Origin of the sequence: Peribacillus sp. FSL M8-0224 (assembly GCF_038003055.1) — a bacterium.
Taxonomy (GTDB): domain Bacteria; phylum Bacillota; class Bacilli; order Bacillales; family DSM-1321; genus Peribacillus; species Peribacillus frigoritolerans.
The window spans coordinates 3,191,603-3,210,950 of the sequence record NZ_JBBOOJ010000001.1 but is presented as its reverse complement, the minus strand read 5'-3'; the positions used below and the strand labels follow the sequence as shown (position 1 = coordinate 3,210,950).

Genomic DNA, 19,348 nt, shown 5'->3' with positions numbered 1-19,348 from the left:
TAAGACATTATTTGAATTAAGAGAGTTGATAAATATGAATCATGAAAAACTATCGATGAGATTAGAACGTGTTGCCATACATATACCAAAAGGAAGCATCCTAGCAGACATAGGATCAGACCATGCTTACTTGCCGTGCTATGCAGTGACTAACGGCTTGTGTGACAGCGCCATAGCAGGTGAGGTTGTAGAAGGACCCTATCAGTCAGCACGCAAGCAAGTGGCAATGACGGGTCTTGGAGACAAGATAGAGGTCCGTAAAGGAGATGGGCTTGAAGTATTGAATCCCGATGAAGCGACATGCATTACGATTGCAGGCATGGGAGGGACTTTAATATCAAGTATATTGGAAAGCGGAAAAGCGAAACTCGGGAAGGCAGAAAGGCTAATCCTTCAGCCTAATGTCGGTGCAGCGAATGTTCGCAGCTGGTTAATCGAAAACGGCTGGGAACTTTGTGGAGAGGAGATCCTTGAGGAAGATGGGAAGATCTATGAGATCTTAATTGCCAAAAAAGGAGACCCGCTCCGCCCATATGGTATAAACAAGCAAACGGGCCTCACTTTCGGTCCATTCTTAATAGAGCAATTCAGTGATATTTTCATAAAAAAATGGCAGCTTGAGAAAAAACATCTGGAGAGAATCATCGAACAATTGGATGAAAGCGGAAGAAGCGGACTGGAAACGAAGCGCAATGAATTGAAATCCCAAATTTCAGTAATCGAGGAGGTGCTTAAAGGTTGAAGACAGTGAATGGTCACAAAATCATTGAGATGTTTGAACAATTCTCCCCAAAGCATTATGCAATGGAGGGAGATCCAATCGGGCTGCATGTCGGGCAGCTAAATAAGCCGGTTACTAAAGTGCTGATTGCCCTTGATGTGCTGGAAGAGGTTGTAGACGAAGCGATTGAACATGGCGTGGAATTGATCATCGCCCACCATCCGCTAATTTACAGACCAATGAAAAGGATTGATACAAACACAGCTGAAGGCCGCATCATCGAAAAGCTGATCAAACATGATATCGCTGTTTATGCCGCACATACCAATTTGGATGTTGCTAAGGGCGGAGTGAATGATTTACTTGCCGAAGCGCTTCAATTGCAGGACACAGAGGTATTGATTCCAACCTATGAGACAGCTCTTAAGAAATTGGTCGTATATGTTCCAAAGACCGACGAACAAAAGGTGAGGGAAGCCCTGGGCAAGGCAGGGGCCGGAGCGATCGGGAACTACAGCAATTGTTCGTTTTCTGGGGAAGGTACCGGACGCTTCTTGCCAGGTGAAGGCAGTGAACCGGTTATCGGCTCTAAAGGAAAGCTTGAAGAAGTAGCTGAAATGCGGATTGAAACGATATTCCCGGAAAATATCGAGAAGAAAGTGCTAGCTGCGATGATTAAAGCCCATCCATATGAAGAGGTTGCTCACGATATATATAAACTGGAGAATAAAGGGGAGTCACTTGGCTTAGGAAAGATTGGTGTACTTGCCGAAGAAATGACACTTGAACAATTTTCCGAACATGTGAAGCGGACACTCGATGTTGAAAAGGTGCGTGTCGTTGGAGATCTGCAAAGTCCGATAAAAAAAGTGGCCGTTTTGGGCGGAGACGGCAATAAATACTTTACGACAGCAAAATTCAAGGGTGCCGATGTTTACGTTACAGGTGATATGTATTACCATACAGCCCATGACGCGATGATGATTGGATTGAATATCGTCGATCCCGGCCACAATGTTGAAAAGGTGATGAAAAAAGGGGTGGCACGACTCCTTGAAAGAACGTGCCGCGAAAAGAACTACGATGTGGAATTCATTCCATCCAGGCTGAATACAGACCCATTCCGCTTCATTTGATAAACACGAAAAAGGCAGCCCTAGTGGCTGCCTTTGTATTTGTGCAATCATTTCTTCACTTTAATTTTAGGTAAAATTTTATGCAATGGCGTTTTCTTTTCGGTATTCCAAGTCGATTCATCATTTGCTTCATATTGTTCTAGAAATGCGATAACTTCCTTCGTGATCGGCGTTGGTGTAGAAGCCCCCGAAGTGACGGCAACCGTTTCTGCATCTTTTAGCCATTCAAGGTTCAGCTCGGAAATGTCAGCGATTCGATAAGCTCTCGTGCCGGCAATCTCTTGGGACACTTGTGCAAGACGGTTTGAATTATTACTCTTAGGGTCTCCGACAACGATTAATACATCAGCTTCGCCAGCTTGCTCGGCAACGGCTTCTTGACGAACCTGTGTCGCTAAACAAATTTCCTTATGGACTTCGGCATGTGGAAACTTTTCCTTGACCTTATCCATGATATCCAAAACATCCCATTGGCTCATCGTTGTTTGATTGGTGACGATGATCTTATCACTATTCAAAGTCAAGGCTTCCACATCTTCATCCTTTTGAACCAGGTGAACGACATCGGGAGCAACTCCGACAGCACCCTCAGGTTCCGGATGGCCTTTTTTGCCAATATAAATGATTTGATAGCCTTCCGCTTGTTTTTCCCGAATTAAGTCATGTGTTGCTGTAACATCGGGACATGTTGCATCAAGCGTCACAAGCCCTTTTTTCTCAGCGATCTTCCTGATCTCAGGTGAAACGCCGTGAGCAGTAAAGATGACGGTTCCGCTGTCCACCTGTTCGATGATATCGTTGCGGTTGCTGCCGTCCAACGTGATGATGCCTTCTTCTTCAAACGCATCCGTCACATGTTTGTTATGCACGATCATTCCTAAAATATAAATGGGACGTGGCAAGGTTTTATCTAAAGCCGCATTTCGGGCGATGACCATGGCATCGACAACGCCATAACAATAGCCGCGCGGGGAAATTTTAATCACTTTCATCTATGTGTCCTCCTTCAAGGCAAGAAACTCTCACTTTTTATACCTTTCTATTATATAAGACCATAGATGATATTACAAAACATCATATTTACATAAAATCAGTTATTGGTAAATTTTTTGTAGCTCTTAAATATAAAGCTTGGGACCTGAGGATCTTTTCCTTTTGGTTTCGGGACGAACTGGGGCGGTGGGGTTAGCTTCTATAGCTTTTTCTTTTTTCGTCGAATCCGTTTTTACCTCACTGTTTTCTTGTGCCCCAACCGCGGGCCCACTTTCAACGGAAGCTCCCTCGTCTTTGGTCTCATCGGCTGATGATATGCTTCGGAAAACTTTCCACATGGAAGGCAGGTTTTTAATCACTGGTCCGTATTGTTCCACCATAGGCGTGAATTGTTCCGCCGCTTGCAACACCTTTTGCGTGTTGGAAAGCATATTATTAAGGGAATCGGGGTTTTTTAATGTTTCTAAGATACCGCCTCCGCTGCTTCTTGAAGAACTTTGGTTAGTGGAACCCGCTGGCGCAAACAAATTCGGAGAAGCTGCTTTTTGTTTCGACTTACCGAGTATTTTTGACAATAACCCTTCTTTCTTTGCTGGCGGCATTTCCTGCCTCAGCTGTTGGTTGAAAGGGCCGCGGAAACCTTGAGGTCCCTGTGGCATCTGCGGTCTGTTTGGAATCATCGGCCGCTGCATCTGCTGATAAGGATGGGGAATTTGCGGTGACTGCCTGAATGGAGCAGGGGGCTGCTGCCTCCTTCGGCCATTGGGTGGCGGAAAACCGGGTCCGGGTTGACGATTTCTACTTGGGAACATAGGTTTCACCTCCTCAGATATTATATGCTGGTGTTATCTTCTATATAAATTATGCAACTCGACAAAAAAGGTTTGAGGAAAGAGTGACTGGGCAGTTGTGAAGTAACCGGAAAGAAGGTAAGATGGTAACGGTAGTCTTTTAGCTCCATGTCTGCGGGGGATACGCTATGACCAGGACAGGGGCTTTTCGTTTGCAAGAGTCCATTTTAAGAGAACTAACCTCAGCGCTTGCGCTTTTGTGATTAGAGTGAATGGGGATATCGGAAAAGGTGGATGACATTCCTATTATGGGACAATCCCTATTTTCTTCACGAGCAACCCAGGCGCTTGCGCTTTTTGTGTAATCCAGCTTCAGCGCCTAGCTCGATGTGAAAAAGAGGATTGCCCTCACAAGGCAAAAAGCGCCTTATGGGACAATCCCTATTTTCTTCACGAGCAACCCAGGCGCTTGCGCTTTTTGTGTAAAATTTATTATAATAACAGGACATGTCTTATGACTGACAGGATAAAGGGGTTTTTTGATGAAACAAAATCAATTTGAACGATTTAATTTGAAAAGCTACATTCTAGATGCGGTTCGTACTTTAGGGTTCGATAAGCCGACGGAAATTCAAGAGCGCGTGCTTCCGTCGCTTTTAAAGGGAAGTAGCTTAATTGGACAGTCGCAGACAGGTACAGGAAAGACACATTCCTATTTGCTGCCGATCATGAACAGGCTTGATGCTGGTAAAAATGAGGTTCAAGCGATTATTTCCGCACCAACCCGTGAGTTAGCGAACCAAATCTACAAAGAAGCTTTGAAAATTGCTGACCATTTCCCTGAGGATGAGCAGATTCAAGTCCGTTGTTTCATCGGTGGTACTGATAAACAGCGAATGATCGATAAATTGAAGACACAGCCGCAATTGGTAATTGGTACGCCGGGCCGGATCAAGGACTTGGTTGAAGCCCAGGCATTACAGGTGTATACAGCAAAAATGCTTGTGGTCGATGAAGCGGATCTTATGCTAGACATGGGATTCATAGAAGATGTCGATTTATTTGCATCACGTATGGCTGAAAAAATTCAAATGCTTGTCTTTTCGGCAACCATCCCAGAAAAATTGAAGCCGTTTTTGAATAAATATATGGAGAATCCAAAGTATGTACAGGTGAATCCCAAGCAGGCGACCGCTTCGAAAATCGAACATGTTCTCGTACCGCTTCGCCACCGGAACAAAGAGCAGTTACTTCATGACATCATCGTTCGTTATAATCCATATTTGGCGATTATTTTCACGAACACAAAGAAAATGGCGGACCATGTGGCTAATTCCTTGATCGAAAAAGGGTTGAATGTCGGCCGTATTCATGGGGATTTAACGCCTCGTGAGCGTAAAAAAATGATGAAGCAAATCAATGATTTGGAGTATCAATTCATCGTTGCGACTGATCTGGCTTCCCGTGGAATCGATATTGAAGGTGTAAGTCATATCATTAACTATGAATTGCCTTCAGATTTGGATTTTTATATCCATAGGACGGGAAGGACGGCTCGTGCAGGATATTCAGGCATTGCCACTACCATTTACGATACTTCCGATGAAGATGCATTGAACCGCCTTGAAAAAATGGGCATCGAGTTCCGTGATGCCGATATCCAAAACGGTGATTGGGTTGATATCGACGAGCGTAATAAACGGAAAAACCGTAAAAAACAAAAATCTGATATCGATGTTAAAGCGAGCAGGCACATTAAGAAGCCAGCTAAAGTCAAGCCAGGATACAAGAAGAAAATTCAACGAGATGTGGAAAACTTTAAAAAACGCGAACGTCGTATACAGAGAAAGAAATAGGGGAGAAATCAGATGCTGAAGATTGGATCGCATGTTTCAATGAGCGGGAAAGGTATGCTTCTTGCTGCGAGTCAGGAAGCGGCTTCGTATGGCTCCAACACATTCATGATCTATACAGGGGCCCCTCAAAACACAAGACGTAAAAAAATCGAGGATTTAAATATCGAAGCCGGAAGATTGCATATGGAGGAAAATGGAATCAGTGATATCGTCGTCCATGCTCCGTATATCATTAATATAGGAAATACCACGAATCCAGCCACATACGAACTTGGAGTCAACTTCTTACGCAGCGAAATCGATCGGACCGAAGCGATTGGCGCAAGGCAGATCGTACTTCATCCAGGTGCGCATGTTGGTGCTGGAAGTGAACTGGGAATCAAGAGAATCATCGAAGGTTTGAATGAAGTGCTGACTGCCGACGATAAAGTTCAGATTGCCCTTGAAACGATGGCGGGTAAGGGTTCCGAATGTGGCAGGTCTTTCGAAGAGCTGGCGATGATCATTGATGGTGTGACCCATAATGAAAAATTATCGGTTTGCTTCGATACTTGCCATACTCACGATGCCGGATATAATATCATCGAGGATTTCGATGGAGTGCTGAATGAATTTGATAAAGTGGTCGGTGTTGACCGCATCAAGGTACTTCACATAAACGATAGCAAAAACGAACGCGGCACGCGTAAGGACCGCCATGAAAACATTGGTTTCGGTCATATTGGTTTTAAGGCTTTGAATGATATTGTCCACCATCCGCAATTAAGCTCTGTTCCTAAAATCCTGGAAACACCTTATGTAGGGGAAGACAAAAAAGACAAAAAGGCCCCATATAAATTCGAAATTGATATGTTCAAGAATAAACAATTTGAAGAAGATTTATTGGAAAAGATCAGATTCCAATAATCACAAATAGAAAGGGACGATTCATCGATATGAAGATGAATCGTCCTTTCATTTTGCATTTGGATTAAGTATGCTCAAATAAAGACTGTCGTCAGCAGGCTTGGAATCTTTAAAAATTGGATGTAAGGTTGTTGAAGAGGGATTCTATTTCCCTGGCCGTGCTTGCTCCGGCAACTTTTGTAATTTGACCAAGTACGTTCTGTCTTTGACGTATATCAAAAATATTAATATTTTTACCGGCTAGAAGTGCAGTAATATCCTGTGCTTGTTTTTGAGTGAGTGCAACCTTATGCTGTTTAGCAAGGGAAAGCAATTCATCGGGGCGTATACTGTTGATTTTATGATTGACCATCATTTCAAATAATTTCAAACGATCTCCTCCTTTGTTAAAACATATGAAGGAAGTGGACGTATGTGAACATGAAACTTTGTTTGATTATGAAATTGGTTCAGATAACATTTTTTTGTGATTCAAGGCATATCGGCACTTGTTCGGAGGACCGGATTCTTTACATCTGGACTTCTTTGATTTATACTAACGATTGTTAATCGTAATGATTCTTAAAAAATAGGTGATCTCTTTGGATAATGTAGTAAACCCCATAGTTAAATTTGAAGATATATCTTACAAATATACAAAAGATCTGGTGCTGGAACATGTTTCGCTTGAAATTCCCAGAGGGGCATTCCTAGCTATCGTCGGGCCTAATGGATCCGGTAAATCAACGCTTTTGAAGTTGCTGCTTGGTCTGTTCAAGCTCCAAAAGGGGAAAATTGAAATATTCGGTGAAGACATTCGACGATTTAAAGATTGGCAAAAGGTCGGGTTCGTTTCCCAAAAGGCGAATTCCTTCAACTCAGGATTCCCTGCCACTGTATTTGAGGTGGTTCAGAGCGGTTTGACCAAAAAAATAGGCTTATTTAAGTTTGCTGGCAAAGAGGATAAGCAAAAGGTGAAGAAGGCTCTGGAATCAGTGGACATGCTGGAATATCAAAACCGCAATATCGGGGAATTGTCCGGAGGCCAGCAGCAGAGGGTATTCATTGCCCGTTCACTGGTCAGCGAGCCGGAATTGATGATATTGGATGAGCCCACTGTTGGCGTTGATTCAAAAAACGTCCACCAATTTTATGAAATGCTTGAGATGTTGAATAAAAAATTAGGAATAACCCTGATTTTAGTAACCCATGATGTTGGTACTGTGACCGATAAAGTCACACATGTCGCCTGCTTGAATAAAAAGCTTCATTTTCATGGGGATGCCTGTGAATATAATGAGTTGGATGAAGGTGAACTCTCGTCCATTTATGGACATGGAGTCCAATTTTTAAATCATGATCATTAATATGTTTTGGAGGATAGCCCAATGATATCGGGGATATTGCAATTTGAATTTTTGCAGAACGCATTCTTGACCGGAATTATCATCGGAGCGATTGCGCCATTAGTGGGCGTTTTTGTCGTGGTAAGGCGGATGTCGATGATTTCCGATGCGCTCAGTCATGTAGCGCTTGCTGGTATAGCGTTCAGTTTATTGCTGCAGAAGAGCTTTCTATCTTTAGCAGGATTGAATCCACTTTATATTGGAATGGCGTTTTCTGTAGGTGGTTCATTATTCATTGAAAAATTAAGAGGGGTGTACAAGCATTACCAAGAGCTTGCAATCCCGATCATTATGTCCGGCGGCATGGGTCTTAGTGTCATCTTCATATCCATTGCTGATGGTTTCAATACCGATTTATATGGTTATTTATTCGGCAGTGTCAGTGCCGTCAGCCGGGCGGACTTGTACGTCATTTTGGCAGTGGGGCTAGTCGTAGCCTTGATGCTCACTTTACTGTATAAAGAATTATTTCTCTTATCATTTGATGAAGAGCATGCCAAAGCGTCTGGAATCCCTTATAAAGCGATTCATTTTATTTTTATTGTCATGGTCGCATTGGTTATTGCCGCTTCCATGAAAATCATTGGCATATTACTTGTTTCTTCGCTCATGACGCTCCCGGTAGCAGCCAGTCTCCGCTTTGCTAAGGGCTTTAAGCAGATGATTGGTTATTCGGTATTATTCGGTGAAGTTTCCGTCATAGGCGGATTATTCTTATCATACAACCTTGACCTCGCTCCCGGCGGGACCATTGTAATAATAGCTGTACTAATTCTCATCTTGTCAATTTTGTTTGATAAGTGGAAAAATCGATAGATGGGGTGATGTATTTTGAACGTAACTACTGCCATGCAACTTTTAAAAGATAAAGGTTTTAAGCATACAGGAAAGAGGGAAGAAATGCTTCAGCTTTTCTCTTCCAGCGATAAATATTTAACGGCCAAAGATGTATTGGAGAATATGAAACAGGATTATCCAGGTTTAAGCTTCGATACGATTTACAGAAATCTTTCATTATTTGTCGAACTGGGCATCTTTGAAGCGACTGAGTTGGAAGGGGAAAAGCGTTTTCGTTTTACATGCGGTCATTCTTCCCACCATCACCACTTCATCTGTTTGAACTGTGGAAAAACGAAAGAAATTGAATTGTGCCCGATGCAGGAACTTCAGGAAAGCTTGAAGGACTACGATGTTTCGGGGCATAAATTTGAAATTTACGGACGCTGTCCTGCATGTAGCGTATCTTTGGAAGCATAAAAACCATTGACCTCAAGTCAATGGTTTTTTCTTGTCTCATTTTATAGTTGCCGGTTCCCCTGACATCCATTGATTCACCCAGGCAGAGGCTTCTTGCCAATTGTTGACCCGAATCACCCTTTCAGGCACGGGATCTTGGTTGTAAGGGGTATTAAATAAAATCACGGGTATTTTACACTCTTCTGAAATCGCCACTGCATTATCGTGCTTGTCCTCCAAAAAGAGATCGACTTCGAATTTTTTGGCTGCAGCAATCTTATCGTGTGAACCTACAAGCTCTATATGATCATATAGGACTTGATTACTCGTGAACCAATTCTTCGTTACATCCAATAAACGGGAGCTCCTGGCACTGATGAAATAAAGGTTGGCTTGTTCTGTCCATTTTTCCAATACATCTTTCGCACCCTCAGCCAATAATGATTCGGAATAGATGAGCGGCTCGGTCTCGATGAACCATTTAGTGAAATCTTCTTTTGGAACATTTACGAAAGGCAATAAGTCATATTCGGTTATGTCTTCATAAGCTAAATTCAGTTGAAATGCTTTATTTAAAAAGGGAACCATGGAATCAGGTCTTGTGACAGTCCCGTCTATATCGATGCCAAAACGTTTTTTCATGATGAATCTCTCCTCATTTTCAATACTTGTAATAGTGTAACATATCCCATCATAGCTTTGGTAAAAACCCGTATTTATTTCCAAGACATGAAACCATTTTCACGATGGGTTCCTGCGATTTTTACATACACTATAAATGCTTCACAAACGAAAGTGAGGGATGCACGAATGGAAAAAGATCAATACTCCAGTATTGACGATGAAATGCAATTGGCAAAAGAGGGCAGTGAACCATCCGTTGTGGATGATCAGCATCATGAGCGGTATTATAATGAAGATACACCTGAAGATGACAGACGATATGAGAGCCGTGGGACCATAAACAATTTGGATAACCGGTATCAGGAAGAAACGTCTGCCGAGCTTTCAACACCGCCTCAGCGAATCAGGTCATATAAAAATGATGAGCCTGCAGAGGATAATGGTTTAGGGGGAGTGGCATCAAGAGGAAAAGCGATTGGTGTCATAGCATTGATCATCTCCATTTTATCGTTATTCATGATGCCTTTCCTTTTAGGGATTGTGGGTATCATTGTAGGAATAGTGGCCAGAAGCCGGGGATCGAACCTGGGTACTTGGGCCATCGGCATAGGTGCTGTCTCCATCATCGTTGGCATATTTATCGCGCCGTTCTTTTAGCATCATTAACCCTTTGATGTCATTTACATCAAAGGGTTTTTCAAATGATAAAAAACAAAAAATCCCGATAATGAAAATTCGGGATTTTTTGTTTTATTTATTTAGTAAAGCTGCAGCAGCAGCTTCGGCTCTTTGTTTTTCATAGTACTCTTCAGCGATTTTGTCAATTTCCTTTTTCAGTTCCTCGACCATCGTCTCTTCAGGCACTTTACGTACGATTTGTCCTTTTCTAAACAGTAAACCTTCACCGCGGGCGCCGGCTATGCCGATATCAGCCTCACGGGCTTCTCCAGGGCCATTTACCGCACAACCAAGCACTGATACCTTGATTGGTGCTTTAACCGTCTGGATGTACTCTTCAACTTCATTGGCGATGGAAATCAAATCAATCTCGATTCGACCGCAAGTTGGGCAGGAAATTAAAGTGGCCATGTTGGAAGCTAGGCCGAATACTTTAAGAAGCTCCCTTGCTACCTTCACCTCTTCGACGGGATCGGCACTTAAGGAAACACGAATCGTGCTTCCGATACCCTGACTTAGGATGGCACCTAGTCCGGCAGCGCTTTTTACGGTTCCGGAGAACAGGGTACCTGATTCCGTGATCCCAAGATGTAAAGGATAATCGAATGCTTTTGAAGCTTTTTCATATGCCTCGATTGCTAAATTCACATCGGAAGCTTTCATCGAAACGATAATATCATGAAAATCCAGATCTTCTAGAATCTTGATATGGTGTAAAGCACTTTCCACCATTCCATCAGCAGTCGGGTAGCCATATTTCTCGAGGATTTTCTTCTCTAGAGAACCAGCATTGACGCCGATGCGGATTGGTATTCCTTTAGCCTTCGCAGCTTTCACCACTGCTTCCACCTTTTCACGGCGTCCGATATTACCAGGGTTTATCCTGATTTTATCCGCTCCGCCTTCGATTGCCTTCAGAGCAAGCTTGTAATCGAAATGAATATCGACTACAAGAGGGATGTTAATCCGTTTTTTTATCTCAGAGATTGCGTCAGCTGCCCTTTCATCCGGACAGGCGACGCGTACGATTTGACATCCCGCTTCTTCAAGACGAAGGATTTCTGCAACCGTTGCTTCAACATCATGTGTTTTGGTCGTTGTCATGCTTTGTACTATAACTTCATTATTGCCGCCAATCGTTAAGTTTCCGACTTTAATTGGCCGCGTTTTGGTGCGATGTATGATTTCACTCAAGTGGAATTCTCTCCTTTAGGAAAAAATCAGTTTTGATTTTTAATTTGTTTCTCTGAAATATTGTATCAATGTACATACCGCTTGACAAGGAAATAGGACGCATAATCTTTTTTCAATAAGTGACATTTCCTATTTCAGGATATATTTGGTGCTTGGAAATCCCCTTTAGTGTGTTTGTGAAGGCACAAATCCCCATTTGAAAGTTATTTATAAACGGGAATTTTATAAGTTTTGCCAATCTGCATATTTTCGGGCTTCAATCCTTCATTCAAACTTTGAAAGTCAGAGATGATCGTTTCGATTGGGTGATTGGATTCGCCTTTTCCCTTTTCAACGATGGAGAGTAAGGTATCCCCAGGTTGCATGGTGATTTCTTTATAAGCGGCAGATGGTGCGGATGCAGGCTGGCTGGCCGGCACGGCCGGTTCGCCAGTAGGGGCAGGTGGATGGGAAGCCGGCAGGGTACCCGTAGTCAAATCAAAATAAATAATAAATAAAGTGAAACAGAATGAGATAAAAAGCAGTAGCCGTTTCAATTTTCCATCCTCCCAAGCTTGTCTTTAATTCATCTATACTTGGAGGGGGCAAAAAATATGCCTAAAAATGGGCGATTTTTCAAATGGAATGTGAGAGTGGCCATTCAAATTGTCTATTTCAGTTGAGTAACATCCTTATTATTTGAATGATTGCTGAGAAAGGAGCGAATTTCCTTTTGGGTCAGACCACTCTTTTTTGCCTCCAATATGAGTAACAACCACTGTACATCAATATGACTCTCCTTCACGTCTATCACCTCTTAAATACTATTTCAATCATAAGTATAGTAATAACTTGGTGAGTATTTTGTCGAATTAAGTAGATATAAAAAATGATGACTGTAGTCATATGAGGGAAAGGCAAGGATTGCCCAGTTTTGTGCAAAAGCAAAAAGATCCGGACCGAGGTGGGTCCGGATCTTATTTAACTTCAATTTCCCATCTTATTGGCTGATGTTTCTTTAATGGATAAATATAACATCATTAATGTAACAAACCAGCTAATGATGGAAGCGAATGGTACAATTGCTTGAAAAGCATCCATGATGGTGAAGAATATGGTGGCAAGAGTTATGCTGTATGCACTAATTCTCCAAAGATGCCTGTAGGAAAGTGGACGGCCAAGAGCATTTTTGAAAAAAAGACCAAAAGCAGCAATGATTGTCACTTTAATGAAGATTCCGCTAGCAGTAAACAGGTATAATATGAGTAGAAGCAAAGGAATGATGATCGGCAGCACAGATTCAACTGAATCAAGCCAAGTGGAAATTTCCTGATTATCTCCCTCCAGAACTGAATAAGGAGAGGATTGCACATTGCCTCCGGATACGAAAACCAGATCAGACTTCAAAAGTGCGACAGCCTCATCAGATTCTGCAGCTACCTTTTCCGGGGTCAAGGCTCCCGTGCCATCCACAAAAATTTGATATCCGTTTTTATTCAGGCTAAATGGCTCATCTTCTTCAGTCGTCAACGTGCCATTTTTGATTTCAAAAGCCGGTAAGTCTTCGGATACTGTTTCGTGCATGGCATCTATCCCGTCAACTATCATTGTACCGAAATAATAAGCTGAAGGGAGAAAGGCGATGAGACTTATAAAGAAAACGTATAAAATCGTTTTCCCGATACCTTGATTTTGAAAGGAAGCGATATCTTTAGGAGAAAATATGCTAACCCATAGTTGTTTGAATATGTTCAATGTTTTCAGCACCTATCTTTATAAGATTCCTAACCAATTTTAACTATATGGGAAAAATAAAACAACCTGTATTCAGCTTCATTGGTTTCAAACAACAGTTATGAGGTAATTATGGAGAGATAAATCAAATTATAAATTAAATGAGAAAGGGGCTTTTGAGATATGGACACACTATTTTGGATAATAATCACCCTCATGTTCATAATGGGATTTGTCGGTCTGATTTTTCCAATCATCCCAAGTGTTTTGTTCATTTTTGGCGGAATATTGTTATATGGACTTTTTTATTCTTTTGAACCTTTTGGCTGGTTTTTCTGGACGGTCCAAATTTTATTCGTCATCCTTTTATTCGCAGCCGATTATATTGCCAACATGGTCGGGGTCAAAAAGTATGGCGGCACGAAAGCGGGGATATGGGGCAGTACGATTGGGCTCCTGGTCGGGCCATTCGTGATTCCATTCGTCGGAATTTTGATAGGTCCATTCATCGGGGCATTCCTGGCAGAGATCCTGGTACATAAACAAGACCCTGTTACTGCTTCCAAAATCGGCCTAGGTTCCGTTGTAGGCTTTATAAGCAGCGTAATCACAAAAGGCATCATTCAGCTTCTGATGATAGGATATTTTATATTCGTGGTATTCTCATAGGAAAAATAATCGAAAAATGAAAAATTGAGGCATATGGTTTGAAACGGTTACAAAAATTTGATACTCTATTGCTAGCGAGCTTTAGGTATCTTTCGAGAACTGAAGCCCTCAAAAAAACAGCTTACATAGGGAGGAATTTTATTATGGCTTTTGAACTTCCACAATTACCGTATGCATATGATGCATTAGAACCACACATCGACAAAGAAACAATGAACATTCACCACACTAAACATCACAACACATATGTGACAAACCTGAACAATGCGCTTGAAGGCAACCAAGAACTTCTAAGCAAAAGCGTAGAAGAAATCGTCGCTAACCTTGACGCAGTACCTGAAGCTGTTCGTACAGCTGTACGCAACAATGGTGGCGGACACGCTAACCACACTTTATTCTGGGAAATCCTTTCACCTAACGGCGGCGGACAACCAACTGGTGAATTAGCGGATGCCATCACTTCAAAATTCGGAAGCTTTGACAGCTTTAAAGAAGAGTTCGCTAAAGCGGCTACTACTCGTTTTGGATCTGGCTGGGCTTGGCTTGCAGTCAACAATGGCGAGTTGGAAGTAACAAGTACACCTAACCAAGACAATCCATTATCAGAAGGTAAAACACCGCTACTTGGATTGGACGTTTGGGAGCATGCTTACTACTTAAACTACCAAAACCGCCGTCCTGAATACATCAATTCTTTCTGGAATGTTGTAAACTGGGATGAAGTTGCAAAACGTTACAGCGCTGCAAAATAATTTTAATCAACTAACAAAAGACGGGAATTCCCTTTTCAGGGAAGCCCGTCTTTTTTTGTTTCTTTTATCCGAACGGGAATATGAAAGAAAAAAAATAAAGGCAACTCGTATTGCTTGTTTCGATGAAAGAAACTCACGGAGTAAAAGCTGCGAATTTAAGAGAAACGCACAAATTCACGAGTAAAATCATCAAATTCACGAGTAAAAGCTCAAAACTCACGAGTAAAAGCCCAAAACTCACGAGTAAAAGCCCAAAACTCACGAGTAAAAGCCCGAAATTCACGAATAACACTCCAATTCCTGAGTAAAAGCTCAAAATTCACGAATAAAAGCATCGATTGACGAGTAAACACCCCAATTCATGAGTGAAAACTCGAAATACACGAGTAAAAGTCCGAATTCACGAGTGAATACCCCAAATTCATGAACATCCCCTTCGTCTCCCAATCGAAGAGTTTTCTTTATACTGTTCTTGATTTAAAGGGAAAAGATTTTAAGGAAAACAGTATAAGGGCAACTACTTTTCTGTCATCGCCATCCTGGCTCGCCAATCGAAGAGTTTTCTTTACACTGTTCTTGATTTAAAAGGAAGGGCTTTAAGGAAAACAGTGTAAGTGCAACTACTTCTCTGTCTTCGCCAATCGAAGAGTTTTCTTTATACTGTTACTGTTCAAGTTCAGAAGGAAAACAGTATAAGGGCAACTGCTTCTCTGTCATCGCCATCCTGGCTAGCCAGTCGAAGAGTTTTCTTTACACTGTTCTTGATTTATCAGGAAGAGCTTTTAAGGAAAACAGTATAAGGGCAACTACTTCTCTGTCATCGCCATCCTGGCTCGCCAATCGAAGAGTTTTCTTTATACTGTTCTTGATTTAAAGGGAAAAGATTTTAAGGAAAACAGTATAAGGGCAACTACTTCTCTGTCTTCGCCAATCGAAGAGTTTTCTTTACCTTTTTTTACATAAATTCTTTTGTTTTTTCAAACACTAGAGTGGAATTTAAAGGAGAGTTAAAACAATGGGTATTTTAGAGAGATGGTTGGGTGAAGCGGGCGGGAAGAAGGATTTGCACCTCCTTTTGTTTATTGGCGGGCTGTACAGCCTAAGTATTGCTTTATCCAATACATTCGTTAATGTGTACTTGTGGAAACAATCCGGTCAAATTGTTGATATTGCCGTATATAATCTAACCGTGGTGCTTTTTCAACCGCTTACTTTTGTCTTTGCCGGCAGGCTCGCGAAAAAGGTTGACCGAATCATTGTTTTGCGTCTGGGTGTTATCTTTTTGGCCCTGTTTTATTTATCGGTCCTATTGGTCGGCACACGGGCAACGGATTTCCTTTGGTTGCTTGGTGGACTGTTAGGAATCGGTTATGGGTTTTATTGGCTTGCCTATAATGTCTTGACTTTTGAAATAACTGAACCGGAAACCAGGGATTTCTTCAATGGGTTTTTAGGGATTTTATCATCCATTGGGGGAATGGTCGGTCCGATTCTTTCAGGGTTCATCATTTCGAGGCTTGAGAAATTCACGGGATATTCCATTGTATTCGGGCTGTCTTTGCTATTGTTTTCCGTTGCGGTTTTTCTTAGCTTTTCGTTAAAAAGACGTCCGGCTCATGGCAGGTACTGCTTCTTTAGGATATTGCAGGAACGGAAAAATAATCGGAATTGGCTCTTGATCACTCGTGCTCACTTTTTTCAAGGGATACGAGAGGGCACATTCATGTTCATCATTTCGATTACCGTTTTCATTCAGACGGATAGTGAACTTGCCTTAGGGAGCTATGGTCTGTTAAATTCGGCGATATCATTCGTTGCGTATTTTTTTGCTTCACGATATATAAAACAGCCGATGCGCAAAAAGGCGATACTTATTGGAGGAATCCTGTTGTATGCAGGGGTCTTATTGATTGCATTTGATATCACATTCGGGAAGCTTCTCATTTATGGGGCAATTGTCGCAACCGCTTATCCTATTCTTTTGGTCCCATATATATCACTGACCTATGATATTATAGGCCGGGCTTGGAAAGCAGCTGAAATGAGGATTGAATATATCGTTGTCCGGGAATTGTTCGTTCATATTGGAAGGATTGTATCCATATCAGGATTCATACTTTCCGTCATGTTATTCGACCTAAAGCAATTACTGCCGATTTATCTGTTGATCGTCGGGGCAGGGCATACCGTGATATATTGGTTTGTACGGAAAATCGATATCATTGACCAAGATTGAAAAGAGGCCTTAGAGGCCTCTTTTCAATATACATGACTTACGGTTGTAGGATTTATGAGCCGTAAGTCACTTTTTATGTAAAGTTCGTTAGATGTTTAATATTTCTAGAACACTAAGGTAGAAAAAAAGACAAATGTTCTATAGAATAGTATAGGATCTATTATGACTATGTAAAAAGGATGTGTGGCTTAGTGTGAATAAAAAGAAAAAGAAAAAGACGCATGTGCCTTTCAGATTGAATATTCTTTTCTTTTTAGTGTTTGTTTTGTTTTCCGCTTTAATTTTACGCTTGGGTGTTGTACAGATTGTTTATGGTGATGATTACCGGCGTGAGATTGAAAGAACAGAGGAAGTGACCGTGAATAATTCGGTGCCCCGTGGGAAAATGTATGACCGTAATTTAAAACTTATGGTCGATAACCAACCACTGGATGCAATTACATATACACGAAAGCAAGGTACGAAACAAACAGAAATGGTGGAAACGGCTGAGAAACTCGCGAAGTTGATCGAAAAGGAAACGGACAAAGTGACTGAACGCGATAAAAAGGATTTTTGGATTTTGAAGAATCCAAAGCTGGCCGAGAAAAAGATTACCGATAAAGAGCGGAAAAAAGTGGAAGAGGGCGAGATGGAAGAAAGTGATTTGTATAAGCTTCAGCTTGATCGGATTACTGAAGAAGAAACAAAGCTTTCGAAAAAGGATCTTGAAGTTCTTGCCATCTATAGGGAATTTGCAAGCGGATATGCCCTTACCCCGCAAATTGTGAAAAACAAGGAAGTAACAAAAGAAGAATTCGCCAAGGTGAGTGAAAACCTTGATTCGCTCCCAGGGGTCGATATATCAACAGATTGGGACCGTTTTTATACATATAATAAAACACTTAAATCTGTATTGGGTAAAGTTTCTTCATCTGAAGAAGGGTTGCCTAGCGAAAGCCTGGACTACTACCTCGCACGTGATTACAGCCGGAATGACCGTGTAGGTAAGAGTTATATTGAGGCGCAATACGAAGATATCCTTCAAGGGCAGAAAGCGAAAGTAAGGAATGTGACCGATAAATCAGGAAATGTCGTCGATTCTGAAGTGATTTCTGAAGGTTCACGGGGAAAAGATCTTATATTGACAGTTGATATGGATTTACAGCTTGCTACTGAGGAAATCATTGAGAAGCAATTGATTGCCAAGAAAAAAATGGGTAACACCAAATTCTTGGACAGGGCCTTTGTCGTCATGATGGATCCCGATACAGGGGAAGTGTTGACGATGGCTGGCAAGAAATATGAGAAGGACCCAAAAACGGGGAAATCCTCCATTGAGGACTTCGCATTAGGAAATATCACGACTTCCTATACGATGGGTTCTGCGGTTAAAGGTGCTACGGTTTTAACCGGTTATCAGCAAGGTGCGATCCAGCCTGGTACGTACTTTTACGATACGAAGTTGAGAATTAAAGGTACACCGCCCAAAGGTTCATATAGTGACTTCGGGAACATAAATGATTTGACCGCATTGAAGGTATCTTCGAACGTTTATATGTTCAGAACGGCCATTAATATTGCAGGTGCACATTATGTGCCGAATGAACCTTTGAACATTAGTTCAGGCGCGTTTTCGACCATGCGTAATTCATTTGCCCAATTTGGCTTGGGTGTCCGCACGGGAATTGATCTTCCTAATGAAATGAGCGGATTCAAAGGTTCCGAAGTATCTCCAGGTAAGCTGCTTGACCTTGCTATCGGACAGTATGATACGTACACACCGATGCAGCTCGTGCAATATGTTTCAGCGATTGCGAATGGCGGTAACCGCATGAAGCCGCATATGGTTAAGGAAATCCGCGATCCGGTTGATAATAATGAGGAATTGGGACCTGTTGCCGAAGACGTTTCACCGACTGTCCTTAATCGTCTTGATATGAAGGAAGAATGGGTTGAACGTGTTCAGAACGGTTTTGAGAAAGTTGCGATGGAACAAGGCGGAACGGCCTATACCTACTTTGGGAATAAATCGTATACAGTGGCAGCTAAAACCGGGACGGCGGAAGCATTCTATGACGGCCCGAACCGGATGAATTATAGCGAGCCCCAAGAAACGATGAACATCACGCTTGTTGGTTATGCCCCAGCTAAAAATCCTGAGGTCGCTTTTGCGGTCGTTGTGCCGTGGGCATATCAAGGACATTCGGGCCATAGCATGAGTAAAGAAATAGGTGAAGAAATCATGGATACTTATTTCGAACTGAAAAAAGAACGGGCTAAGAAGGAAAATACCGAAACCTCGACCGATTTGAAGGTGGAGAATGGTAAAGACGTTCAAAAAGAGCAGGCTGAAATAAGAAATAGTCAGGAAAATGAATAAAAAGTTATAAAACACGCTTCTGGGTTAAACCAGAAAGCGTGTTTTTTTGTTCATAAAATAAAATTGCTCAGTGATGCTATCAGTATGCCTCGAGAT

20 protein-coding genes are annotated in these 19,348 nt (G+C 41.9%); 12 read left to right on the top strand and 8 right to left on the bottom strand.

The features are described 5' to 3' along the window. Window positions 1-34: 34 nt before the first annotated feature. Together MKX49_RS15380 and MKX49_RS15375 are read left to right on the top strand one after the other, a co-directional pair. Window positions 35-742 carry a tRNA (adenine(22)-N(1))-methyltransferase gene (locus tag MKX49_RS15380; RefSeq protein ID WP_063594180.1) on the top strand — a complete coding sequence of 236 codons (708 nt, stop codon included), beginning with the start codon at window positions 35-37 and terminating at the stop codon, window positions 740-742. Further along, window positions 739-1,857: a Nif3-like dinuclear metal center hexameric protein gene (locus MKX49_RS15375; RefSeq protein WP_340876932.1), complete on the top strand. Its 1,119-nt coding sequence runs from the start codon at window positions 739-741 to the stop codon at window positions 1,855-1,857. The genes MKX49_RS15380 and MKX49_RS15375 overlap by 4 nt, the downstream gene beginning before the upstream one ends. 47 nt (window positions 1,858-1,904) lie before the next feature. Here MKX49_RS15375 and MKX49_RS15370 read toward each other — a convergent pair whose 3' ends face one another. Together MKX49_RS15370 and vrrA are read right to left on the bottom strand one after the other, a co-directional pair. Further along, a complete protein-coding gene (locus MKX49_RS15370) occupies window positions 1,905-2,849 on the bottom strand; it encodes a 4-hydroxy-3-methylbut-2-enyl diphosphate reductase (protein ID WP_048685698.1) in 945 nt (314 codons plus the stop codon). A gap of 126 nt (window positions 2,850-2,975) precedes the next feature. After that, the gene (gene vrrA, locus MKX49_RS15365) at window positions 2,976-3,662 is read right to left on the bottom strand and encodes a VrrA/YqfQ family protein (protein WP_340876931.1); all 687 of its coding nucleotides are present in this window, start codon (window positions 3,660-3,662) and stop codon (window positions 2,976-2,978) included. A 521-nt stretch (window positions 3,663-4,183) separates the two neighbouring features. On the opposite strand from vrrA, the gene MKX49_RS15360 reads away from it, so the two are divergent. Both MKX49_RS15360 and MKX49_RS15355 read left to right on the top strand, forming a co-directional pair. Continuing rightward, a complete protein-coding gene (locus MKX49_RS15360; protein ID WP_063594177.1) occupies window positions 4,184-5,497 on the top strand; it encodes a DEAD/DEAH box helicase in 1,314 nt (437 codons plus the stop codon). 12 nt (window positions 5,498-5,509) lie between these two features. Next, the gene (locus MKX49_RS15355; RefSeq protein WP_034308459.1) at window positions 5,510-6,403 is read left to right on the top strand and encodes a deoxyribonuclease IV; all 894 of its coding nucleotides are present in this window, start codon (window positions 5,510-5,512) and stop codon (window positions 6,401-6,403) included. A 109-nt stretch (window positions 6,404-6,512) separates the two neighbouring features. On the opposite strand, the gene MKX49_RS15350 is transcribed toward MKX49_RS15355, so the two are convergent. Beyond that, window positions 6,513-6,773: a DUF2624 family protein gene (locus MKX49_RS15350; RefSeq protein ID WP_048677987.1), complete on the bottom strand. Its 261-nt coding sequence runs from the start codon at window positions 6,771-6,773 to the stop codon at window positions 6,513-6,515. 211 nt (window positions 6,774-6,984) lie between these two features. Here MKX49_RS15350 and MKX49_RS15345 point away from each other — a divergent pair, with 211 nt between their 5' ends. Genes MKX49_RS15345 through MKX49_RS15335 form a run of 3 tightly spaced genes read left to right on the top strand, consistent with a single transcriptional unit; the run spans window position 6,985 to window position 9,045 of the window. Then, a complete protein-coding gene (locus MKX49_RS15345) occupies window positions 6,985-7,749 on the top strand; it encodes a metal ABC transporter ATP-binding protein (protein WP_053535720.1) in 765 nt (254 codons plus the stop codon). A 21-nt stretch (window positions 7,750-7,770) separates the two neighbouring features. Continuing rightward, a complete protein-coding gene (locus tag MKX49_RS15340; protein ID WP_034308452.1) occupies window positions 7,771-8,604 on the top strand; it encodes a metal ABC transporter permease in 834 nt (277 codons plus the stop codon). A 15-nt stretch (window positions 8,605-8,619) separates the two neighbouring features. Next, the gene (locus MKX49_RS15335; protein WP_034308449.1) at window positions 8,620-9,045 is read left to right on the top strand and encodes a Fur family transcriptional regulator; all 426 of its coding nucleotides are present in this window, start codon (window positions 8,620-8,622) and stop codon (window positions 9,043-9,045) included. A gap of 36 nt (window positions 9,046-9,081) precedes the next feature. Here the strand turns inward: MKX49_RS15335 and MKX49_RS15330 are convergent, their stop codons facing one another. Continuing rightward, a complete protein-coding gene (locus tag MKX49_RS15330; RefSeq protein ID WP_034308447.1) occupies window positions 9,082-9,666 on the bottom strand; it encodes a 5' nucleotidase, NT5C type in 585 nt (194 codons plus the stop codon). Between the two features lie 168 nt (window positions 9,667-9,834). Between MKX49_RS15330 and MKX49_RS15325 the strand changes: the two genes are divergently transcribed. Then, window positions 9,835-10,305 (top strand): DUF4190 domain-containing protein, encoded by a 471-nt coding sequence (locus MKX49_RS15325; protein ID WP_340876930.1) that lies wholly within the window; start codon window positions 9,835-9,837, stop codon window positions 10,303-10,305. Window positions 10,306-10,398: 93 nt separating this feature from the next. On the opposite strand, the gene ispG is transcribed toward MKX49_RS15325, so the two are convergent. The 4 genes from ispG to MKX49_RS15305 form a co-directional block, all read right to left on the bottom strand. Continuing rightward, on the bottom strand, window positions 10,399-11,511 hold the full coding sequence (ispG, locus tag MKX49_RS15320) for a flavodoxin-dependent (E)-4-hydroxy-3-methylbut-2-enyl-diphosphate synthase (RefSeq protein ID WP_187050875.1): 1,113 nt from the start codon (window positions 11,509-11,511) through the stop codon (window positions 10,399-10,401). Window positions 11,512-11,723: 212 nt separating this feature from the next. Next, on the bottom strand, window positions 11,724-12,056 hold the full coding sequence (locus MKX49_RS15315; protein ID WP_048677989.1) for a hypothetical protein: 333 nt from the start codon (window positions 12,054-12,056) through the stop codon (window positions 11,724-11,726). Between the two features lie 113 nt (window positions 12,057-12,169). Beyond that, window positions 12,170-12,304, bottom strand: a complete 135-nt coding sequence (locus MKX49_RS15310) for an anti-repressor SinI family protein (protein WP_226990370.1) — start codon at window positions 12,302-12,304, stop codon at window positions 12,170-12,172. Between the two features lie 182 nt (window positions 12,305-12,486). Next, window positions 12,487-13,254, bottom strand: coding sequence for a DUF1189 domain-containing protein (locus MKX49_RS15305; RefSeq protein WP_323598464.1), 768 nt, complete (start codon window positions 13,252-13,254; stop codon window positions 12,487-12,489). Window positions 13,255-13,416: 162 nt separating this feature from the next. On the opposite strand from MKX49_RS15305, the gene MKX49_RS15300 reads away from it, so the two are divergent. From MKX49_RS15300 to MKX49_RS15285, 4 genes are all read left to right on the top strand, one after another. Then, window positions 13,417-13,902 (top strand): DUF456 domain-containing protein, encoded by a 486-nt coding sequence (locus tag MKX49_RS15300; protein ID WP_048677991.1) that lies wholly within the window; start codon window positions 13,417-13,419, stop codon window positions 13,900-13,902. A 143-nt stretch (window positions 13,903-14,045) separates the two neighbouring features. Further along, window positions 14,046-14,654 carry a superoxide dismutase SodA gene (gene sodA / locus MKX49_RS15295; protein WP_034308436.1) on the top strand — a complete coding sequence of 203 codons (609 nt, stop codon included), beginning with the start codon at window positions 14,046-14,048 and terminating at the stop codon, window positions 14,652-14,654. 1,015 nt (window positions 14,655-15,669) lie between these two features. Continuing rightward, window positions 15,670-16,890 carry an MFS transporter gene (locus tag MKX49_RS15290; protein ID WP_063594170.1) on the top strand — a complete coding sequence of 407 codons (1,221 nt, stop codon included), beginning with the start codon at window positions 15,670-15,672 and terminating at the stop codon, window positions 16,888-16,890. Window positions 16,891-17,083: 193 nt separating this feature from the next. Then, window positions 17,084-19,252 carry a peptidoglycan D,D-transpeptidase FtsI family protein gene (locus tag MKX49_RS15285; RefSeq protein ID WP_340876927.1) on the top strand — a complete coding sequence of 723 codons (2,169 nt, stop codon included), beginning with the start codon at window positions 17,084-17,086 and terminating at the stop codon, window positions 19,250-19,252. Window positions 19,253-19,348 lie beyond the last annotated feature (96 nt).